The 4,313-nt window shown below is 28.9% G+C and carries 6 protein-coding genes; 1 reads left to right on the forward strand and 5 read right to left on the reverse strand.

Translation table 11 applies throughout. The features are described from left to right. Positions 1 to 227: 227 nt before the first annotated feature. The 5 genes from BMZ55_RS11165 to BMZ55_RS11185 form a co-directional block, all read right to left on the reverse strand. Complete coding sequence (locus BMZ55_RS11165) at positions 228 to 602, reverse strand: hypothetical protein (RefSeq protein ID WP_143068778.1); 375 nt, start codon at positions 600 to 602, stop codon at positions 228 to 230. A 162-nt stretch (positions 603 to 764) separates the two neighbouring features. Beyond that, the gene (locus tag BMZ55_RS11170) at positions 765 to 1,538 is read right to left on the reverse strand and encodes a hypothetical protein (RefSeq protein WP_126731995.1); all 774 of its coding nucleotides are present in this window, start codon (positions 1,536 to 1,538) and stop codon (positions 765 to 767) included. Positions 1,539 to 1,685: 147 nt separating this feature from the next. Continuing rightward, positions 1,686 to 2,267: a hypothetical protein gene (locus tag BMZ55_RS11175; RefSeq protein ID WP_089820429.1), complete on the reverse strand. Its 582-nt coding sequence runs from the start codon at positions 2,265 to 2,267 to the stop codon at positions 1,686 to 1,688. 162 nt (positions 2,268 to 2,429) lie between these two features. Beyond that, positions 2,430 to 2,933, reverse strand: coding sequence for a hypothetical protein (locus BMZ55_RS11180; protein ID WP_089820430.1), 504 nt, complete (start codon positions 2,931 to 2,933; stop codon positions 2,430 to 2,432). A 234-nt stretch (positions 2,934 to 3,167) separates the two neighbouring features. After that, entirely contained in the window at positions 3,168 to 3,929 is a 762-nt protein-coding gene (locus BMZ55_RS11185; protein WP_177179812.1) for a DUF1963 domain-containing protein, read from the reverse strand. 245 nt (positions 3,930 to 4,174) lie between these two features. On the opposite strand from BMZ55_RS11185, the gene BMZ55_RS11545 reads away from it, so the two are divergent. Further along, a partial coding sequence (locus BMZ55_RS11545) for an IS3 family transposase (protein ID WP_143068779.1) occupies positions 4,175 to 4,313 on the forward strand: 139 nt, incomplete at its 3' end.

A 4,313-nucleotide genomic window follows, 5' to 3' on the forward strand; every position in this document is an offset into this window, starting at 1 on the left:
ATATACATTCTGTCCAAGTAAACTCGGAATGAAATTTAAATCTTTTGGGGATAAATATTTTTCTATGATTTTCATTTTTCAAATGCCACACAACGGTTGGGTATTTCTGTTGGCGGGACTTATTATAAATGGTTTTTATAAATATAACAAAAAGAACAATTAGCGAAAATCTTCATGATGTAAACGTCAACCCCGCTAATAGAAATACCTTGTTGTGCGTAGTATTTTTAATATCTTATACCTCCAAATTCCGAAATTACTGTATCATTTTTTATTTGAAATTTCGCCCATTTTTCTAGAGCTCCTCCGTTGGTGTAGTATCCAAAACCTTTTGTTACTTTATTTTCTCCTCTGCGAGTGAACTCAATTACATAACTTCCGTCATTTCTATTCTCCTCCATATTCAGAAAGTCAGAAACTTCTTCATTCGGATTTATTATTTCAAATTTCAATTCATGTAGATGTTCAGACGTTGTGAATCTAACGTTCTCAATAGGATGGTCAGATTTGTTTTCAATAGAAAAATTAACTCCATGTTCTTTTCCAACCATTTGACAAGAAATCAACGTAAAAATTAATAATCCAAAAAATGTTTTTATCATCGGTAAGTGTTTTAAATATTACGCACAACGGTTGGGTATTTCTGTTGGCGGGGATTATTATAACTGGTTTTTGTAAATATAACAAAAAGAACAATTAGCGAAAATCTTTATGATGTAAACTTCAACCCCGCTAATAGAAATACTTTGTTATGCGACGTTTTTTTATGCCATTCCAGCAATATTTATAAAATTAAATTTTCCAGTCTTTAGATTTAGTTCCAAATAAACATTGCAATTTCCTCCATCATGCATACTTGTTTCATAATATTGATAACTTTCTAATAGAATTGATTGTTTGCAAAAGAAATGTGCCTGTATGATAATTTCATTTTTACCATTTTTAATAGCAACAATTTGTTTTAGATAGTCGTTGAAATTTCTTAATTCTTCATTTTTCGAAAATTCATTTCGAAAAATTTCATCTATTTTAAATAATTCTTGATTGTTTAAATCATAATTTGAATACTCTTTTTGCCATTCTTGATTGTTGAATTTTTTATAAAATGTAAAAACAGAATAGTTTGGGAACTTATTTATGTCAAGTCTGTTTTTAATATTTAAAGATGTCTTTTCAATTTTCATTCTGTCTGGATTTTCTCCATCCACAAACTCAATAAATCCATTTTTCAAAACTGCTGTTTTCGCTTCATTAAAATCAAATTCAAATGGATCAAATTTGATAGAATCTCGAGTTATTTTGATAGCTCCTTTAAAAGTTTCAATTTTACTATGATTTGTTTCTTTTAAACTTTCTGTAAATAAATAAGTGCTATCTGAATAAATGGTAAAAGTTCGTTTAATTTCGTCAACATCATTAAAATTCTGAGTTGCAGTTAACAGAATTTTCTTTTGTTCATTTTGTTTTTTTTCAAATTTTGAACAACTCGAAAGAATCAATAAAAAAACTAAAAAAATTGTTGGGTTTACGATTTTCATAAAATGTCGCATAACGGTTTGCGTATTGGCGATGGTGGGGCTAAAAAGACCTTCTTTTTCTATTATAAATAGTCTTCGGAATACCAAAATGGTTAAACTTGCGATTACTCCGCACTATTGCCAATACGATGTTATGCGGCGTTTTTATTATTCTGTTTTCTTAGTTTCATATTGATTCATTCTTCGTATCGTGTAAGATTTCATTCCATTATTTTCCATATAACTTATTATATCATGCATTTGGGAACCTCGAAGACTATCGTTTTTTAGAGCAAAAGAAATATTTAAGGGAATTCTGTTTTCCGTATTTAAGATTGCATGTCGATTTTGTTTTAGAATTTGTGTTATTTCAGAAGTTTTTATCTGCGTAATATTATTAATTATTTCTTTACTTTTTTCAATATAATTTAGCGAATCTTTCTTAGAAAATTTGTTTTCATTTCCATAAATGAAAACAAAGGATTTTTTAGGCGTTATAACGTAGTAAGCATTATTTTCGTCAATAATAAGAAAATGCAGTGCTCCATTTAAATAGTTTTCGTTATAGTTGATTTCGGATACCGTTTCAAGCCCAATTTTAGAATTATTATTTTTTAAACTATCTAATTTCTTATCAAATCCCGAAACGCTGAAATTATTTTTAGAAATTATCAGATTGTTTTTCTCCTTTTTAGTTTCACAGCAACTTGATAATAAAATTAATAAAAGTGAGTTAATGATAAGTTTCATTATTGATCGGAGTTTTAATAAAATGTCGCATAACGTTTGGGTATTTCTGCAAGCGGGCTAAAAATACGAAAACTTTCTACTTGCTAAAAATTGAATTAATCGCAAACTCTTCGATGAAAACTTCATACCCGCTTGTAGAAATGCCGTGTTACCAGCAGTTTTTTATTCAATTTTCTGTTTTTTCTGATATACTGAAACTAATGTATTGTTATTTTTATCTTCAAAAATTACTTTATCTCCGTCAATTCGACCTTTTTTAATTAGTCTTGTAAAGATTTTAGTTTTGCTACCAGTTGAAGGAGCAAATTCTTCTAGTTCAATATTGTCACCGTAAATTTTATATTTACCACCATACCAAATCATTTCTTTCGTTCTGTAAGAAAATCTGTTGTAATTTTTAACGGAAGATCTTTTAAAATAGCCATCATTATGAAATTTTAAAGCAATTGGGTTACTAATCTCACCTTCATTATAATATCTACCTTCAAATATTTGGACATAATAAGCAGCAGTGTCAATTTTTTTTAAGTTTTCAACACTTGGTCTTTCAACAATATTATACTGCATATTTTTGCCAAGAAGGGGCTCTTTATTTTTATCATATTCAACTATATATGCATTGCAACTCATTAATAGAAAAACAAAAACAAATTTTATATACTTCATAATATCAGTGCTAATACTTTTAAAATTGCTGGTAACGGAAAAAGTATTGGCGAAGTGCGGGCTAAATAGAACGAAAGGTTCAATTTCGACCGAACGAAGCCGATGCTTTTTTCGGATTGTTAAATTAAGAAAAAAATCAATACGAAAAAGCAGCGGCTGATAAGTATTTCAAAACTTTCAACTTTGACCTTCCTCCCGCATTTTGCCAATACACTGTTAGCAGAAGGTGTTATTTTAAGTGTTTTGTACTTCCAAGATTATATTTTCAAAATTCTCGTTATCAAAATCAGTTTTATGTATTCCAAAATATAACACACTGTCACCAAAAACCTCAAATTCTATTTTAGCATCAGATAAATTTAGTTGTAACAAAAGAATTAGATTTTCTTCTTCTTGCTTGATTTTATTCAATTCAAATTCCGAGTAATCACTTTTTAAAGGAAATCCAAGATAATTTAATGCCCAATGAAATTTTACAGTTCCTTGTATTGCTTGTGGATTTCCAAAGATTTGGTGTGCGAAATCATATTCGTAATTATTGATTTGACTATTTGTTTCAGTAATTATTTCTTCTAATTCTTCACGATATTGCTCATTAATATTAGAATCTAATATAATATTTTCTTGATATGAAGGAATTGTATAGCTTTTTGAAATGTCAATATTAAATTCTACAATTCTCGAGGATTCAGTGTTCCCATTTTTGTGAAATATTACTTTATAATCATTTTTAGTTATAGGATAATGATCAATTGATTTCTTTAGATAGAAGAGCAAATCTCCATTTGGTATTTTTTCTTCCCAAATTTCTTTTATTTCCGAAAAATTAATTTTTCCAAGAAAATTTAATTCATTTAGTTTGGTATTTTCAGTTTCAATTTTTTCTCCTAAGTTAAAAATCAAAGTTGGTTGAAGAAGATTTTTTAATTGTTTTAAGTGAGGAAAATTTTCCTTGATTATTTCATCTATTTGATTTTGAAACGAGATATTGTTCATACACTTTCTGCTAACTCTCAAATATACGCAACTTTTCCTTTCCATAAGTTTTTTTTATTTAGGTTGAAATCCCCGTCAGCACGTGGTTTGTTTTAATTTAATTTTAAAACTATACATATTGCGCAGGTCTAACTATTTAAAATACGCACCTCAATTTTCTGGAAAGTCTTTTGTCACCTAGAAGAATTATCCTCATAGTGGAAATTCAATCATTTACAATTCTTTGTAGTAATGTCCTAAATCTGATGCGTCTGATCGATGAGGAGTTCCTGAACCGTCCCTGGAAAGTCGTTCCCAGAATGACGAACTGGCTCCAAAAGGACATGGGCTATGCCATCAACAAAAAGCGTGTGGAAAGACTTTACAGGGTTATGGGCTTGAGTG

It is taken from the genome of Kaistella treverensis, assembly GCF_900114045.1.
Lineage (GTDB): Bacteria > Bacteroidota > Bacteroidia > Flavobacteriales > Weeksellaceae > Kaistella > Kaistella treverensis.

Excerpts from the sequence above, each read along its gene's own strand:
- BMZ55_RS11165 (WP_143068778.1), bottom strand. The coding sequence starts at position 602 with ATGATAAAAACATTTTTTGGATTATTAATTTTTACGTTGATTTCTTGT.
- BMZ55_RS11170 (WP_126731995.1), bottom strand. The coding sequence starts at position 1,538 with ATGAAAATCGTAAACCCAACAATTTTTTTAGTTTTTTTATTGATTCTT.
- BMZ55_RS11175 (WP_089820429.1), bottom strand. The coding sequence starts at position 2,267 with ATGAAACTTATCATTAACTCACTTTTATTAATTTTATTATCAAGTTGC.
- BMZ55_RS11180 (WP_089820430.1), bottom strand. The coding sequence starts at position 2,933 with ATGAAGTATATAAAATTTGTTTTTGTTTTTCTATTAATGAGTTGCAAT.
- BMZ55_RS11185 (WP_177179812.1), bottom strand. The coding sequence starts at position 3,929 with ATGAACAATATCTCGTTTCAAAATCAAATAGATGAAATAATCAAGGAA.